Annotated in this window: 15 protein-coding genes and 3 tRNA genes; 4 read left to right on the top strand and 14 right to left on the bottom strand. The window is 52.0% G+C overall.

Annotation, left to right across the window (positions count from 1 at the left end):
- Nucleotides 1-285 precede the first annotated feature (285 nt).
- The 5 genes from ACFSB2_RS02400 to ACFSB2_RS02380 all read right to left on the bottom strand — a co-directional run bounded on the left by ACFSB2_RS02400 (nt 286) and on the right by ACFSB2_RS02380 (nt 5,944).
- Nucleotides 286-453 carry a hypothetical protein gene (locus ACFSB2_RS02400; protein WP_377940999.1) on the bottom strand — a complete coding sequence of 56 codons (168 nt, stop codon included), beginning with the start codon at nt 451-453 and terminating at the stop codon, nt 286-288.
- A 117-nt stretch (nt 454-570) separates the two neighbouring features.
- A complete protein-coding gene (locus ACFSB2_RS02395) occupies nt 571-3,396 on the bottom strand; it encodes a UPF0182 family protein (RefSeq protein ID WP_377940998.1) in 2,826 nt (941 codons plus the stop codon).
- A gap of 37 nt (nt 3,397-3,433) precedes the next feature.
- Nucleotides 3,434-4,066, bottom strand: coding sequence for a methylthioribulose 1-phosphate dehydratase (gene mtnB / locus ACFSB2_RS02390; protein WP_377940997.1), 633 nt, complete (start codon nt 4,064-4,066; stop codon nt 3,434-3,436).
- The gene (locus ACFSB2_RS02385) at nt 4,050-4,721 is read right to left on the bottom strand and encodes an MtnX-like HAD-IB family phosphatase (RefSeq protein ID WP_377940996.1); all 672 of its coding nucleotides are present in this window, start codon (nt 4,719-4,721) and stop codon (nt 4,050-4,052) included. Before ACFSB2_RS02385 ends, mtnB begins: the two co-directional genes overlap by 17 nt.
- Nucleotides 4,718-5,944, bottom strand: coding sequence for a 2,3-diketo-5-methylthiopentyl-1-phosphate enolase (locus tag ACFSB2_RS02380; protein WP_377940995.1), 1,227 nt, complete (start codon nt 5,942-5,944; stop codon nt 4,718-4,720). The genes ACFSB2_RS02385 and ACFSB2_RS02380 overlap by 4 nt, the downstream gene beginning before the upstream one ends.
- Nucleotides 5,945-6,316: 372 nt before the next feature.
- Between ACFSB2_RS02380 and ACFSB2_RS02375 the strand changes: the two genes are divergently transcribed.
- Together ACFSB2_RS02375 and ACFSB2_RS02370 are read left to right on the top strand one after the other, a co-directional pair.
- Nucleotides 6,317-6,853, top strand: a complete 537-nt coding sequence (locus ACFSB2_RS02375; RefSeq protein ID WP_377940993.1) for a 1,2-dihydroxy-3-keto-5-methylthiopentene dioxygenase — start codon at nt 6,317-6,319, stop codon at nt 6,851-6,853.
- Between the two features lie 214 nt (nt 6,854-7,067).
- Nucleotides 7,068-8,522, top strand: coding sequence for a cation:proton antiporter (locus ACFSB2_RS02370; RefSeq protein ID WP_377940992.1), 1,455 nt, complete (start codon nt 7,068-7,070; stop codon nt 8,520-8,522).
- Between the two features lie 322 nt (nt 8,523-8,844).
- Here ACFSB2_RS02370 and ACFSB2_RS02365 read toward each other — a convergent pair whose 3' ends face one another.
- A complete protein-coding gene (locus tag ACFSB2_RS02365; RefSeq protein ID WP_377940991.1) occupies nt 8,845-10,440 on the bottom strand; it encodes an APC family permease in 1,596 nt (531 codons plus the stop codon).
- 275 nt (nt 10,441-10,715) lie between these two features.
- Between ACFSB2_RS02365 and ACFSB2_RS02360 the strand changes: the two genes are divergently transcribed.
- Complete coding sequence (locus tag ACFSB2_RS02360; RefSeq protein ID WP_377940990.1) at nt 10,716-11,756, top strand: helix-turn-helix domain-containing protein; 1,041 nt, start codon at nt 10,716-10,718, stop codon at nt 11,754-11,756.
- 94 nt (nt 11,757-11,850) lie between these two features.
- Here the strand turns inward: ACFSB2_RS02360 and ACFSB2_RS02355 are convergent.
- The 8 genes from ACFSB2_RS02355 to ACFSB2_RS02320 all read right to left on the bottom strand — a co-directional run bounded on the left by ACFSB2_RS02355 (nt 11,851) and on the right by ACFSB2_RS02320 (nt 13,987).
- Nucleotides 11,851-11,927 (bottom strand) — tRNA-Asp (locus ACFSB2_RS02355).
- Between the two features lie 3 nt (nt 11,928-11,930).
- Nucleotides 11,931-12,006, bottom strand: a tRNA-Met gene (locus ACFSB2_RS02350).
- Between the two features lie 5 nt (nt 12,007-12,011).
- A tRNA-Lys gene (locus tag ACFSB2_RS02345) sits at nt 12,012-12,087 on the bottom strand.
- 134 nt (nt 12,088-12,221) lie between these two features.
- Complete coding sequence (locus ACFSB2_RS02340) at nt 12,222-12,446, bottom strand: hypothetical protein (protein ID WP_377940989.1); 225 nt, start codon at nt 12,444-12,446, stop codon at nt 12,222-12,224.
- Between the two features lie 76 nt (nt 12,447-12,522).
- A complete protein-coding gene (locus ACFSB2_RS02335; protein WP_377940988.1) occupies nt 12,523-12,837 on the bottom strand; it encodes a hypothetical protein in 315 nt (104 codons plus the stop codon).
- A gap of 118 nt (nt 12,838-12,955) precedes the next feature.
- Nucleotides 12,956-13,303 carry a hypothetical protein gene (locus ACFSB2_RS02330; protein WP_377940987.1) on the bottom strand — a complete coding sequence of 116 codons (348 nt, stop codon included), beginning with the start codon at nt 13,301-13,303 and terminating at the stop codon, nt 12,956-12,958.
- A gap of 161 nt (nt 13,304-13,464) precedes the next feature.
- On the bottom strand, nt 13,465-13,644 hold the full coding sequence (locus tag ACFSB2_RS02325; RefSeq protein ID WP_377940986.1) for a hypothetical protein: 180 nt from the start codon (nt 13,642-13,644) through the stop codon (nt 13,465-13,467).
- A gap of 13 nt (nt 13,645-13,657) precedes the next feature.
- Entirely contained in the window at nt 13,658-13,987 is a 330-nt protein-coding gene (locus ACFSB2_RS02320; RefSeq protein WP_377940985.1) for a hypothetical protein, read from the bottom strand.
- A gap of 128 nt (nt 13,988-14,115) precedes the next feature.
- Between ACFSB2_RS02320 and ACFSB2_RS02315 the strand changes: the two genes are divergently transcribed.
- The gene (locus tag ACFSB2_RS02315) at nt 14,116-14,361 is read left to right on the top strand and encodes a YkuS family protein (RefSeq protein WP_377940984.1); all 246 of its coding nucleotides are present in this window, start codon (nt 14,116-14,118) and stop codon (nt 14,359-14,361) included.
- The last annotated feature ends 58 nt before the right edge of the window (nt 14,362-14,419 follow it).

The raw sequence follows: 14,419 nt of genomic DNA, 5'->3' as shown, positions 1-14,419 counted from the left end.
CACTCCCTTTGCTTTTATTCGAATGTGATAACGCCCCAGTTCAGAAGGAAAAAGCCGTTCTTCGAAGTTTGATGTTCATATTCGTTACTGAAAACAGATTACTTGACCCACCCCTCTCCTTTCGTTTCCCATTTCGGTAACAACAAACAGTCACACAGATATACCTGTTCTGTGTTTGATTGCAAACTCTGGCTTTCGAGATTAGTCCCCAAATGTGGAACAGCCAACCCTAACGTCGACGCCGACGTGATCGTGAAGTCTCGGTTGGGTGCTGCCTCGCTTTACTTACGATTTCTTAAAAGAAATGAAATAGATGATGACAAACACCACGACTATACCGATGTTTACAATGAGCCGCGCTGTGAAGTGATGTCTTAAGAACAGTAAATCTACACTCACGATAACGGCAATCATCACCACGATGAACAGCACACGAAACAGATTCCCTGTCATTTTACTCCTCCTCAATGTATACCGTCGCTTGCTACCTATCCTGAAAACGCACTCCGGCCAGTGCAGATCCGTCTAGATCCACGCTGGCCGATGATATGCCACTGTGCTCTTACGAGTTTACTTTCCTGACTTGCTGGTATTGCCCTTGGCCTGGGTTGCCGCCAATTTGTTCAAAACGTCCCCAAGTTGAGCGAGATCTTGCCCTGCTTGTGAAAAATTCCCCTTGGCCGTATCTTCCTTGTACTTTTGCAACCACTGCTGGGCGGATTGAGCGAGCGATCCGCTCGTCGCCGCGCCGCCTGCAGGCGTTTGATTGCCACCGCCTGTCGAAGACGGGGTCGTGCTTGGTGTTGTCCCGTTGCCATTGGTGGTGCCCGCATTGCCTGTGTCACTGGTCACACTGTTGTTCCCCAGACCCACGCCGGTGTCCACCGACAACCCCTTAACCACATTTTGCAAGGCATCTGCCAATGAATCGCCACTGTACACCTTCTGTTGAAAGTCCACAATGACCATTTGCAGTTGCGGCAGCGAGTTCTCGCGATTGGCAACCAGATAAATCGGCTCGACGTAAACCAGCGCGTCGCCAATCGGCACCAACAGCAAATCGCCGCGGACAACATGGCTGCCCTGTTGATTCCACAGAGACAACTGCTGGGAAATGTTCGGATTCGCGTCTATCTGATTCTCCACCTGCATCGGCCCGAACACCAATGACGATTGCGGGAATTGGTACAAGCGCAACTCCCCGTAATGCGCCGGCCCATTGTCTGCGACCAGCCAGCCGTTCAGATTGTCCTTGTTGACTGGCGTATACAACTCGCTTAAGACGAACGCAGGTTTCTGCTCCCCTGGCATGCGGATCATCTGGTAGACCGGCGCGCGCGTCTGTGTCTGGTTTTGCTGATAGATCTGATGCGCAAGCGACCAGAGATCCTCCTGGTTGTAAAACGCGCTCGGATCTGTCATATGGTAGCGTGTCAGCGCCTGTGATTGCGCCTTGAACAAATCGTTCGGATAACGGAAGTGCGCGCGTACATCCTGCGGAATTTGACTGGTAAACAGCGACGGATAGATGGACATGTACGTCTTCAACAGTGGATCCGTCTTGTCCACAACGTAAAATTTCGTAGCCCCTGTGTATGCATCCATCACCACTTTGACGCTGTTGCGAATGTAGCGCGTCCCCATGTATGTGTCCGCATAAGGGATATTGGCCGTTTCTGTGTACGCGTCCACCATCCACATCACGTGCCCCGTACCGGGATCGACAAATGGAAACGCGTCCTGGTCTACCCGCAAAAACGGGGCAATATCGTGAATGCGCTGATAGACGTCCCTATCAAACAGGTACTCTGACTTGTCTGTGAGTTGATCACTTGTAAAGTATTTGAGCGATCCCGTCTCCAGGGCCAACAGCAGGCGATTGCCCTTGACGGGCAAACCATCGCCGCCTTGGTAGTGAGATGTCGCGTCGCTTGAACCAGAAGGGTAGTCGAACTCCGCCTCCTTGGACGGGGCAATGACTGTTCCTTGCATCGTGCCGAAGTAGATCTGCGGCTGTTTCAACGCAGGCACCGGTGGTTGTGTCACTTGCGGCGTGTCGCTGGCAATCAAATTGGGCAGACCGTTTTGGGTCACATCGTTGACCGGGCTGATGGCCACGCCATAGCCATGCGTATAGACGAGCGTCTTGTTGATCCAGGTTGGCACCGGCAATTGCGACTGGTTCATTTGCCGCGCGGAAACATAGACTTCCTGCTGTTGATACCGGTCGACACTGACGTCCTGGAAATCAAAATAGCTCTTGAAACTCTGCAGTTGATTATAGACCGCTTTCGTTTGATCTTGGTCATTGACCCGCACATTCGCCACGGCATTCGCATCTTTGTTCAATTCGCTGGTCGTCAGCGTGTCGGCCCCTTGGAACGGCTTTGTTTTGACGTGCTCAATATTGATGGCCCAACGTGTACTGTCAATGCTGTCTTTGATATACGGCAACTCCACGCGATTCTGATTGGGATGCACATAGAGGCTGTTGGTCAGCGCGCCGATGATGGCGGTGAGAATCCAGGCCCCGACGAACGTGCCAAAGGCTTGGATTGGCCTGATGAACCAGCGACTCTGGAAACGCACGAAGCCATCGACCACCTCGTACATCCGGTTTGGCCGCACGGCCAGCCAAAAGAACGCAAATGCCACCAATAACAATAAGACGACATGCACCCACGTGAAGACGCCAATGTCCAATTTGGCCATGACGAAATCAGGTCCGGACACAAAAGAACTGTTCCCTGTGGATAGCATCGCGTTGTATCTGCCGATGAAAGCAATGGCGGCAAAGGCGACAAAGACAAGCCCCATCATCCACATCAGCCGCTTGGCGACGCGGCCAATCCGTTTGGGCAGGTCGGTGTCTTTGGTGATCCGCCCTTGGAAAGCCCACAACACAACCAGATAGAGCGCGTGCAGGAGGATGGAGACGATATAAAGAAACAAAATGCGCCCGACCATCTCGTTGATGACTGGCAGGACATATACGTAAAACGACAAATCTACGTGCAAAAGCGGATCCGTCCGGTGAAAAACTTGGTGGTGAAACGCGGCAAGCCACGGCGTCGGATCCAGTGAAAACAGGCCGTAGCCCACAATATAACCGAGGAAACTTGCGGCAAACGCCGCCACTTTCGCCACTGATTTTGGCATGAGTGAGCGAAACAAACGAAATTGAGCATAGGCCAACAGCGCTATCACCACTGCGCCGATGTAGCGCGTCAACAGCTCAAAGACCATCATTTTGCCATACACTGCGCCATAGCCTAAAGCTTGATGCAGGCGGTAGGCAAATAGACGATCCAACACAATGTGTAAAATCACGATTGCAATGACGAGTGCGGCAAGGATCCGCAAGACCGTTGCGCCACGCCGAGCATTGCCTGTCATATACACCCTCCTCTTCCTACAACCTCTGTTGTTTCATTTATTTGCGCACGTCAGACATGCCGCCTATCAGGCGCAGACGATAGAGATATTCGCACAGAAACTCGACGGCTTCCAGGTGGCGCCGAGCCGCATCTGGCGTGTCCCCCCAGGCATAGATGCCGTGCGCCCGCACGAGCACCGCTGGCACTTCCGCCTGCGCGGCATCGGCGACAGCGCGACCCAGTTCATCCAAATCCGCATGATTGGGCACAATCGGTATTGCAATGCGCGCATGTTCATCCCAATGGCCCAACGCTTTGAGCAACTCGTGACCGCTGATTTCGATTTGACCCTCGGATGCGTACAATTCGCTCATCAGATTGTTGAACACCGTGTGGACATGGACAATGCTGCCACAGTTAAATTTGCGATACAGCTCGATATGTACACTTGTCTCTGCGGATGGTTTGTAAGCTGTATCCCCCATCACTTGCATGTCTTCGTCAATCAACAAAATGTCCGCAGGCACAAGTCGCTGTTTGTCAGCGCCACTGCGGGTGATGGCCACCCGCAGCGGTTCCGCTTGCGCCTTCACAGATAAATTACCGCTCGTCGCAGGCAGCCAACCCTTGTCACTGCAAAATTTCGCCAAGGCGATGACTGCTTCCGCCTGTTCAGGAAATGTGTGCATACAGTTCTGATCCCCCATCATCAATCACCTGAATGACATCGTAAAATGTCTCAAATGAACTAGCCGGCATTTGTCGTCTGCGCACCAAATCCAGAAGACTGGCGCGCGCAAACACGTAATCTGCCGCCTGCGCCGCTTTAAAATCGGTCACGCCATCGCCAATCACCACAAACTTCGTTCCCCCGGCTTGCAACTGACGCATGACAGACGGCTTGCACAGCCCACATCCACCTTCACACGCCGCATCACAATCCACAGCCCAGCGAACGGCGAGATGCGAACCATTGTGTTCAATTTGATTGCAATACACATCCACAGGTGTGGATAACTGTTGGATAACTGGCTCGACAAAAAAGTCAAAACCACCGCTGACCACAGTCACCGGCCACCCCAATTCACTGCACCTGTGGATAAACGCCTCAAATCCTGCGCGAACCACCGTATGCGCTTGGGCAAAAGCGACAACCTGTGGATATTTTTCTGCGGGAATCAAGGCAAACATCTGCTCAACGCCCTTGCGGACGGAGAGCTCCCCTGCCTGGACAGCGGCGATCAACGGCGCGCTCTCCGTTGGCACAAAGGCGCGCATGATGGACGTGATCATATCCTGTTCGGCAATCGTTCCGTCAAAATCACAGATGATGCGCACTGTCATACCGCTGGCCCCCACTTCGCGAGCGCAGCGGCCAAAACAGGCGACGCACTGGTCGCTTCCGCCAAGGATACGCCGTCCATCACAGCCTGAACGGCGGCGCAGAACGCTTCTCCCCCCGCCTTGGCGCCCTGTGGATGACCGTGAATCCCACCGCCTGCATTGATGATGAGATCGTTGCCGAAATCGCGGTACAACTGCGGCACGAGTCCTGGGTAAATGCCCGCCGAGGGCGCTGGCAGCGACGGTTTGTGCACGCGGGCGTCACGCAGGTGCAAAAGCAATTGCTCGGTCGCCTCCTTGCCCAATGTCACAGAGCCGTACATCGATGGGAAAATGACCATATCCGCCCCCGCGTGATGCGCCAATTGCCCCAAGACGATGTCTGCGGCCATACCGTATCTTTCACCGCCGTACAGTGCCCCTGACACCGCTGGATGCGCCAAAATGGGCACTTGAATTTCAGGATCCGCGGCGAGATCGGCCAGTACGTCAAAGCCGTAGGCGACCACATTGAAGAGCAATGCGCCAGCGCCGAGTTCAGACAAGCGGCGCGCTCGCTCGCTCAAACGATGGACAGGTCCGGTCAAGTTGACGGCGTAAGCTGTTTCCCGGCCAGTGCTCGCAGCAACCTGTTTGGCCACTTCCCGGTACTTATCCACACGTTCTTCTGGCGTCGCATACTGTTCGGTGAAAAAGATCTCGTCGTCCTTGATCAAATCCACGCCACCGGCGGCCTGCTGCGCAAATTGCTCCTGCAACTCGGGCAACGTCAAGCCGATGCAAGCTTTGAAAATGCTCATGACCAGCGGCCGCGCCTGTACTTGATAGCGCTCGCGGCACCCTGCGACGCCAAATTTCGGCCCAGGGAAACGCGCGAGCAGATCAGGGGGCAGTTCCAGTCCGACCAGGCGAATTTCGCCGTCCATCGACAACTTCCCGAACACCGTCGTCAAAAGCGATGCAAACGTATCGTCAAAATTGGCAACCGGATAGCCGATGGTCAGTTCGGCAATGACTTCGTCCTGTCCCAATTCCGTTTTGATCTCAATGCCTTCCACTTGTCCACAATGTGCAGAAACCTGTTGATGACGTGTCTGCGGTAAATCCGTCCACGTGCCGATGGTCAGTCCGACCGCGATGCCCTCAGCTCTTTTTTCCAGCTTTGCTTTTTGATCTCTCACTCGATAAATCGCCTTCACCACGCCATTTTTCAGCTGTGTCATGCGATGAATTTCCCCCTTAAACAGGTTACATATTCCGGATATCACCAAATCTGCTGACTGCAACGTCTTTCACACCACTGCAAAACACAGCGTATACACATCGCAGTTTGTCCACATGCTGTCAATGATGCCATAACTCAGCTTCGTGCGCATTATTTTATACACAGGTTATACACACGTCACACACACCTTTATCCACAGCCTACTGTGGATAAGTTGACAAAATAGTGGATAACTTTGATTTTTTCGATGGGCTGCGCAATTGGCTTATTGTGGACAAAGAAACTGACGTATTTTAAGATAAAGCAAAGTTACACTGCCACAAGATAATTACCTATATTTAAGTAGGATTCTGCGAGGGAGGTTTACCGCATGGCAACCATTCGTATTCGCAATACCGGGGCGCTTGTTGAAGGCGATGCGCAGGTTCGCGCTTATCTGACCCAAAACGATGTTTACTATGACCATTGGGATGTACAACAGATACCTTCCCATCTGCAAAATCGATTTGATCTATCCGACGCGGATAAGAATGAACTTTTGGCTGCACTCAAGGGAGACATTGAAAGCTTGAGCGCAGCGCGCGGTTACGTCAAATGGGACGTCATCGCCCTCTCTGACGCAACGCCGAATATCGAGGAACTGCTGAAAAAGTTTGAACAGGTACACACGCACACAGAAGATGAGGTGCGCGCCATTACAGCCGGCAGCGGTATTTTTGTCATCAAGGGTAAAGACGGCTACTTTGATGTCATTCTGCAGCCAGGCGACGTCATCTCCGTGCCAGAAGGAAATCCGCACTTCTTTACACTGACGGAGGAACGCCAGGTCGTGGCAGTCCGCCTCTTCATTGATCCATCCGGTTGGGTTGCACAACCATTTGCAGATCCGGAATTCCAACAAGCGTAAAGCCAATTTGCCAAACCGCTCAACTCGTGTTGTCGCCTCTGTAGCCACCATGAGTTGAGCGTCTCTGTCTTGCAGGAAAACCACCCACCCTGTAAATTCAATCGATACCATGGTACCGTGCCATCCGCGATGCTTCGATTGACTGGCATTTTCATGATTCTGCTGGTGCGAGATGCATCACGCATGGCGGTCTAATCACTTGTGGAGGGCGGATATGACACAAACCTATGTACCTTTGCTGGTGGTCGCACTGATTGCGCTTCTGAGCCCCTGGATGTCCGTGCGGGTGTTTCGCGGGTTGCTGCCTGCCATCGTGATCGAAATCGTGCTTGGGTTCGCCATTGGACCACACGGCCTACACTTCGTCTCTTCAACGCCCAATGTAGCATTTCTCGCTGATTTCGCCTTTTCGTACTTGATGTTTCTCTCTGGACTGGAACTGGACTTCGATTTGCTGTTTGAGCGTTCGATGAAATCCGCCTGGCCAGGTTGGCTGCGTGGACTGACCTTCTTCCTCATCACCATCGCCATCTCACTGGGCGTCAGCCTCGTGATGCTCTATTTGCACCTGATTCAAAATGTGGTGGTCATGACACTGATGTTAAGCACCACATCTGTCGGCATCGTCACGCCCGCATTGAAAGAAAAAGGGTGGCTCAACGCAGATTTTGGCCAGGAGACGCTGGTCTACGCGCTGTTCGCCGACATGCTCACACTGCTGTTGTTCAGCACCTATATTGCTGTGCACGCATCCAACAACGCGTTTAGCTTTTTGCTGGTGATGGTGCTCGTCGCCTGCTTTGTCTTCTGCTATCGCGGACTCAAAGTGTTGCGACGTTATCGTTTTTTGCGCATCGTCGAAAACGCGACCAGCGAGTTGGGCATCCGAGCCACGTTTGCCTTGATTCTCGTGTTTTTGGTTTTGTCGTCTTCACTAGGCGTCGAAACGATTGTCGGCGCATTTTTGGCGGGCGCTATCATTTCCCTGCTGGACAATCGGCACTCTGTGTTAAGTCACAAACTCAATTCCATCGGCTATGGTTTCCTGCTGCCGATCTTCTTCGTCAATGTCGGCATGAAGTTTAACTTTGGCCGCCTGGGCACCGGTTGGGTATTCATCGTCAGCTTAGCGGTATTCCTGTTGACGATGTACGCGAATAAATTGGTTCCGTCCCTTCTTTTGTATCGCAAATTCCCGATGCGACAACGAGCTGCAGGCGGATTCTTGCTCAGTGCCCGGTTGAGCTTGGTCATTGCAGCCGCCCAAATCAGCATTCAGTCACATGCGCTGTCAGAAGGCATGGCGAACGGTCTGATCCTGTTGGCGGTCATCAGCAGCTTCATTTCGCCAAGCATTTTTTCACGGCTCATCAAAGGGTATACCGTTCCAGTTCAAGCGGACCAGAAGGCGCCGGCCATCGTGATTGATCGCAACACGCTGCCGCCAGGCTGGTCATTCGCGCAAATTGAAGTGACGAAACGAGAAGTGAGCGCGCGGCGGATGCGTAGTCTGGCCTTGCCAAATGACGTGCTGTTTATCTCCATCCTTCGCGGTGAAGAGCGCATCGCCCCGCGCGGGCATACGCGCCTTGAACAGTTTGACAAGATTCAAGTCATGGGCCATCCAACCGCTTTGGACGCCGTGCGCAAACTGGTGGGTCCAAATTGAACAGGGCAAAAACTGCAAAAAAGGCAAAGTGGGTTTCGCCTGATACGAAACCCACTTTGCCTTTTTATCTTTCAGTAGTGGTTAACAACCTGCGGCTGCAACTGGCGCTGCCGGTACGAACAGGAAGAACAACACGAAGATGATCAAGAAGACAACTGCCCAACGTGTGTAGCCACCAAAAACACCGTACATGAAGCACCCTCCTCTTTTTGTTTCTTCGCTATAGGATATGGAGGAGGGCGATCCGGCGTAATGGACATTCGCCCGGTCGGAAAACCGGTTGACGCTGTCCCATCGTCATTTTCGTGTTTTCAAGACCTGTTTAACCTTCTACTACACCAATCGCCGCATCTTCTTCATCATCAGTGTCAAACACAGGCTTCGCCATTGCGCTTGCCACGCCCCAGTAATACAAGATAATTGCGCCAACGGCGACAATCACCGTGTCCCAAGGAGAGGGAATCAGCGGCTTGGAATTCGCCGGTCCGAACGAACCAATGCGCGTCATCACCAGGATAAAGATGTAGTAGACAATCAGCCAGACGCCTGACTTCCACTCCTGCCGCAGTTTTGCATGCCATGTTGCATCGCGATCCATAAAAGCGAAATAGAGCACCAGCGACCCAAGTGTCAGACCAATCAACAACTCATCCGTGCTCCAACCGGACCAATAGATGATCCAAGTGGCCATGATGAAGGCAATTGGCGAGATGATCTGCCAACCACCGAGTTTGAACGGACGCGTCATGGCTGGATTTGACTTGCGCAACGACCCGAGGGAAACAGGGCCGACCATGTACGTCATGACGGTTGCTGACGTCACCGCATTGATGAGAATGCTCCACAATTGGAACTTCAGCGGCATAATCCACGCAATGGACAACAGAAGAGACAGCCAGAGCGCGCCGCGCGGAATACCAGTCCGAGCGTTGACTTTGCCGAACACCGAGTAGAAGATCCCTTTCTTCGCCCAAGCGAACAACACGCGCGAGGTCCCCGCCATGTAGACATTCCCCGTGCCGCTTGGCGAAATGACCGCATCCGCGTACACCAGATTGACCAGCCACAACATCCCGATTCCTTTGGCAATGTCGACATATGGTTGATCAAACGTCACATGCGACCACCCGTTCGCGAGATCCTGTACGGGAACAGCGCCGATGAAGGCGAACTGCAACAGCACATACAAGACGAATCCAATGATCACAGAAAAGATGATGGCCAGTGGAATATCCCGCTGCGGCCGTCTTGCTTCTGCGCCAAAGTCAACTGCTTGGCGGAACCCGAGGAAGGAGAAGACAATGCCCGCTCCCGTGACGGCCTCCATGATGCCTTGCGCGCCGCCGGGCGATGCGCCACCCTTCGAGAAGTTCGACACATGCATGTGTGTAAGCAGAAGAATGATGACCAGAATTGGGACGATAAACTTGAATAATGTGACAATTGTGTTTACCTTGCCAAAGAACTGAACACTCCAATAGTTAATCAGGAAAAAGATGACGAGTAGCGCAATCTGCAAGAGTACGCCGAGAAAAGACGGCGAATCGGCAGTGCCTAGCCCTGCCCACCAGCCAGATGCATACTGGCGAAACGCATCTGTCTCCACACCTGCTACACTGGAGTAGGCCATCATTGAGGCGAATCCAATGAGCCACCCGACCAAAGATCCATGCGTATACTGCGGATATCGCACGAATCCTCCAGCCCGAGGCATCGCCGCACCAAGTTCACCGTAGACAAGCCCGATGAGAATCACCGCAACGGCACCGAACAACCATGCAATCCATGCTAGATTGCCTGCCATGTTCGCGCCATGTAATGCGCCAAACAACCACCCAGACCCGATGATTGAACCTACACCTAAAAGCGTGAGGTCCAACAGCGACAGCTTCTGTTTAAAACGTCCTGACTTTGCCATGAGTTCTCCCCTTTCAGTGAAATCGTGTACATCCTCTTCTATATTATACTTATGTAGTCTAACATCCAAGACATGCGAAAATTCTCTATTTGTCAAGGATTTTGTCAAGGAATATCTCATCGATTTCCACTCAGTTCCTGATGACTTGCAACCGCCCGTTGCACAAGGGGCAATCTACAATACAAAACACATTGCAACGACTGGTTGATAGCCCAGTCCATTCCATGCGTGCTAGAGTCAAGGCGAGATGCACATGCCAAAAGGAGGAATTGAACATGTTGAACACCGCAAAAATTGGCGGTCTCATTGCCCATTTGCGCAAGGAAAAGGATCTGACGCAAGTTGAACTCGCTGATGCGCTGAATGTCAGCCATCAGGCTGTCTCCAAGTGGGAACGCGGCGAGTCGATGCCTGACATTGGAACACTGCCGCTATTGGCGCATAAACTCGACGTGACCGTGGATGATTTATTGCATGGAGATGTAGAGAAGCACCGTGAATCCGCGCAAATGCATGCTTTCGTGGAAGCGCTCGCAGAGGCGAATCCACAAAAGGCCGGGGAGATGCTCGCGTCGGAACGAGTGACCATTGAAGAATTATCCGATGTCGCACCCATCTTAAAAGCCAGCACGATGAGAGAAATGGCCCCTCACTTGCTGGAAACCCGCCTCACGATTCAGGATGCCATCGCGCTGGCGCCTTTTCTGGACAGCGACATCCTCGACCGCATCCTGCAGCAAACGGAGCACTCGGATTGGTCTTGGGACAACGTGTGCCAAATCTCACCCTTCGCGCCTGCTTCTAGCTTGGCAGATTGGATTGGCGATCTCGCCGAACAAACACTGCCATCCCAGCGACATGTGATCTCGCTGGCGCCTTTTCTTGAACGCTCAACGCTTGATGACCTCGTTCAACAGGTGGAGGAGGCCAATTGGAATTGGCACACGCTCGCAGGGATTGCGCCGTTTATCAGCCGAGATATACTCAATAAACTGGTGCAAAATGCCCGCAAAGCAGAAGCGCCGGAACGGCATATCTCCATCACATTAGCTCCGTTTCTCGACCGCGAAACGATGGATGATCTTGTGACAGACATCGAGATCGAAACATGGAGTTGGCGGGATGCGTGCGCCATTGCGCCCTTCGTAAGCCAGCGAGCGCTGTCCCCTATCATATCGCAGTTGATGGTGAAAGAACCTGACGCGCATCAATTAATCGGAATTGCACCATTTCTCGACAAAGCAGAACTTGGCCGACTGATTGAACGCGCCATTGCCCGGACAAGCAAAGCGGATACAAGTCCGACTGCTCAGTGACAGGAGCGCCACTCACTAAGTCGTCAGCCCGAGGACAAGCACAGGTCCACTAAAAGCAGAAAAGCCACCCCACAAGGGGGCGGCTTTTCTTTTTTGGCGGAGCTGACGGGATTCGAACCCGCGGTCTCCTGCGTGACAGGCAGGCATGTTAGGCCTCTACACCACAGCTCCATTTGGTTGCGGGGGCAGGACTTGAACCTGCGACCTTCGGGTTATGAGCCCGACGAGCTGCCAACTGCTCCACCCCGCGCTATTTGGTGGGTCATGAAGGAATCGAACCTTCAACCTGCCGATTAAGAGTCGGATGCTCTGCCAATTGAGCTAATGACCCTGGCCATCTCAAGCGAACGAGAATCAATATACCATGAATTTTTATCCACGTCAAGTGACGTTAAACAACAACTTTATCGTACCCATGATATATGATGGTTTATTGCTTTCTGACTTTGACAGAATACGAGCACATCAGGCATCGCCCACCGTTGGGTTGTCAATTTCAAATGCGCCGATTTCAGGTACAAAAGGTTTTCCCTGTGCTGCCCGTTCCTCCAAGAATTGGCGTACCATTTTCTTCACGTCTTGAATGGCATGTCCTTTGTTTTGACGCAACACCTGACACATCGGAATTTCGGCACAAGTTGCCACATGCATACCATCTGGCAGTTGGAAAATAGAAATATGTAATTTCATCTACCCGCGCTCCTCATGAAATACTATCCACGTCCATTTTAACACGTCCATGAAGAAGCCGGTACACCATAGAGGATTACGCTTTTGCAGTCAATAAAACCTCTTCCGCCGAAACCTCGCACATTTGCAAGGTCTCGCGAATGTCTTGCTCCAAATCCCCCATCACGCTCATCGCCTCATCATGTGTAATGCCACCCTCAACGTAAACATGATGATTGACCAATAAATGAATGGAATCCACTCGCGCAGTGCGAATGCGAAATGCTTTTGCAAAACGGCGATATAAATGATGCACACATACCCGCATCACCAAACACTGAATCAATTTTCTCTCCCTATCCGTGCAGGCAATGCCGGGATCCTTCACTTGTACTTGCAACAACTCTACCATGTAAAAAGCTCCTTAATGGCTCGCGACATCTGCACAAGCTTCTAAGGTTCCATTTTACAAGGTGAGAACCAGTTTGTCCTTGGAGAGTGTTGCTAGTAGCACTACCTCGTTTCCAATTCTAATGCACATCTCGTTGATGCTTGCGGTCATGCCTTCCCCGGGCAATCCAATCATGCAGTTCAACCGCATCGAGTTCCCCTTCCACATATCGCCCATACGGCGCCACATAGGCCGGTATCCAACCTTGATTTTCAGCCCAGTCGAGCATCTCTTGCGGTGACAGATGGCCTTTCACCGGATGCCCTTTACCATCAGTGGTCACGACCCAATAATTTTCCGGCTGGTGCTCTGTCTCCGTGACTTGCCAGTGCCCTACATAGGCATTGATGATCGGCAAATCGTCCGGGTTGAAGTAAAACCCCAGCGATGACAGTGTTTCATGATGTTCTCGACTGCTCTTGCTCACGTGAAAAACCTCCTTCGTGAACAATATCATGCCCACCCAAAGCGCTGTTATGTGCGCTGCAAACAGACAGGCAACCTCTAACAATACAAAAGGGATAAGGCGCTTCGGGAAACCCTGTGCGCCTTATCCCTGTGTGGCCTTTTTGGCAAACCAATCAGACATCAATTGGTATCCTCATCTTCCACTTCTACGTGCTCACGCACCACATGGGTATAGTCGTAACCATGTGCACAGTGTGTGCAATGAACCCGTACCACGTGTTCACCAATCGGAGCTTTAACGTGGTTCGTATTCCCACATTTTGGGCAGACGGAGTCAAACTCCCAATGTTTGTGTTGCATGAGCAAATCCCTCCTAGTGATAGAACAGCACTGCGCCTAGAATCAATATCACATCCGCGATGATCCAACCAATCACACGCTGGCTCCGCGGTCGCCGCATGGTTGTCATGATATGTGCAATCAGCACTGCCACAATCATAAATATTGGATGCCAAACAAATGACCAGTGCGGTGTTCGCACAATCCATGTGACAATGCCAATCAGAATCTCTAAATCAAGCAGTCCGATGGTCGCCCCGCGAAGTGCGCGAGGTACCCCTTTTTTGCTGGAACTCTCCCATATTACCACAACAATTGCAAGCGCGATCAACAGAATGCCAAAAACCATATGAAAACTACGCAACCCACGTTCCTCCTTGAAAACAAATGACTGTAAGCGATGACGCGACCGATGAGAATTGCATATTCATCGCCATGAAACCAAACAATAATCGTCGGAAGACAAATCCGACGACGATGGAGGCGATGGTGATGAAGTCCGTTGCAGTAGAACAAGGGCTGACCCCAGTCAAACAATACCTCGAACAACAGGGTTGCCAAGTCATTGATATGGCGACAAATAACCAACCCCAAGAAGGGGTATGTGCCATTGTCATCACTGGCGCAGACAAGAATCTAATGGGTATCCAGACCGTACTCAACAATGTTCCCGTCATTTCGGCCGATGGATTGTCCGCAGAAGATGTGTACAACCGCGTGAGCCAGTTTATTCATTAAAGTCCCCGCTGGCGAGCTAGGGGACATGTGAAAATCCATCAGAATTGTATGACCGAAG

Origin of the sequence: Alicyclobacillus fodiniaquatilis (genome assembly GCF_042678105.1) — a bacterium.
GTDB lineage: Bacteria > Bacillota > Bacilli > Alicyclobacillales > Alicyclobacillaceae > Alicyclobacillus > Alicyclobacillus fodiniaquatilis.
This window is presented reverse-complemented; position numbering and strand designations above follow the sequence as displayed.

Coding starts and splice junctions, on each gene's coding strand:
- ACFSB2_RS02315 (WP_377940984.1), top strand. CDS start 14,116: ATGAAGTCCGTTGCAGTAGAACAAGGGCTGACCCCAGTCAAACAATAC.
- ACFSB2_RS02380 (WP_377940995.1), bottom strand. CDS start 5,944: ATGACACAGCTGAAAAATGGCGTGGTGAAGGCGATTTATCGAGTGAGA.
- ACFSB2_RS02360 (WP_377940990.1), top strand. CDS start 10,716: ATGTTGAACACCGCAAAAATTGGCGGTCTCATTGCCCATTTGCGCAAG.
- ACFSB2_RS02400 (WP_377940999.1), bottom strand. CDS start 453: ATGACAGGGAATCTGTTTCGTGTGCTGTTCATCGTGGTGATGATTGCC.
- ACFSB2_RS02325 (WP_377940986.1), bottom strand. CDS start 13,644: ATGCAACACAAACATTGGGAGTTTGACTCCGTCTGCCCAAAATGTGGG.
- ACFSB2_RS02395 (WP_377940998.1), bottom strand. CDS start 3,396: ATGACAGGCAATGCTCGGCGTGGCGCAACGGTCTTGCGGATCCTTGCC.
- ACFSB2_RS02365 (WP_377940991.1), bottom strand. CDS start 10,440: ATGGCAAAGTCAGGACGTTTTAAACAGAAGCTGTCGCTGTTGGACCTC.
- ACFSB2_RS02375 (WP_377940993.1), top strand. CDS start 6,317: ATGGCAACCATTCGTATTCGCAATACCGGGGCGCTTGTTGAAGGCGAT.
- ACFSB2_RS02370 (WP_377940992.1), top strand. CDS start 7,068: ATGACACAAACCTATGTACCTTTGCTGGTGGTCGCACTGATTGCGCTT.
- ACFSB2_RS02335 (WP_377940988.1), bottom strand. CDS start 12,837: ATGGTAGAGTTGTTGCAAGTACAAGTGAAGGATCCCGGCATTGCCTGC.
- mtnB (WP_377940997.1), bottom strand. CDS start 4,066: ATGCACACATTTCCTGAACAGGCGGAAGCAGTCATCGCCTTGGCGAAA.
- ACFSB2_RS02340 (WP_377940989.1), bottom strand. CDS start 12,446: ATGAAATTACATATTTCTATTTTCCAACTGCCAGATGGTATGCATGTG.
- ACFSB2_RS02385 (WP_377940996.1), bottom strand. CDS start 4,721: ATGACAGTGCGCATCATCTGTGATTTTGACGGAACGATTGCCGAACAG.